This is a genomic window from Mycobacterium sp. E787 (assembly GCF_001668725.1).
Taxonomy (GTDB): Bacteria; Actinomycetota; Actinomycetes; order Mycobacteriales; family Mycobacteriaceae; genus Mycobacterium.
In genome coordinates, this window is sequence record NZ_LZKL01000030.1 from 1 (window position 1) to 660 (window position 660).

General features: G+C 67.4%; 1 protein-coding gene. It reads left to right on the forward strand.

Annotation, left to right across the window (positions count from 1 at the left end):
- On the forward strand, positions 1-660 hold a 660-nt coding region (locus A5705_RS05460), incomplete at both ends, for an HAD family hydrolase (protein WP_156763040.1).

Consider the following 660-nt stretch of genomic DNA (forward strand, 5'->3'; position numbering starts at 1 on the left):
CTGGCCAAGGCCAAGGTGCTCGTCAAACGCCTGGTGTGCATCGAGGACCTGGGCGACATCGACATCCTGATCACCGACAAGACCGGCACCCTGACCGAGGGCCGCATCAGCTTGGTCGACACCGTCAACCCGGCCGGAGTGCGCAACGACTCGGTGCTGCGGCTGGCCCTGCTGGCCTGTGACATCGATCCGGCCGCGGGCGGCGCCGCGACCAACGCGCTGGACGGCGCGCTCTGGGCGCACCCCGCCGCACGGCAGCTCGTCGGCGACGGTATGGACCGGGTGGCCTTTTTGCCGTTCGACCACATCCGCCGTGCGACCTCAGCCTTGGTCGATGACCATGGAAAGCGACTGCTGGTGGTCAAGGGCGCACCCGAGCAGATGCTGGCCCGCTGCTCGAGCGCACCCGATCAGTCTCAACAGACGTTGTCCGAGTTGTTCGCGGCCGGGCGCCGAGTGGTTGCCGTGGCGGCCAAGCCGGCGCCACACCTGTCCACGATCACCGCCGACGACGAATCCGAGTTGATGCTGGTCGGGTTCTGCGTCTTTGCCGACGAGCCCAAGGCCGCCGCCCGGCAATCCCTTGATCAGCTTGCCGAGCTGGGAATCGAGGTGAAGATCGCCACCGGCGACAATCCGCGGGTGGCCGAAAAGGTCTGC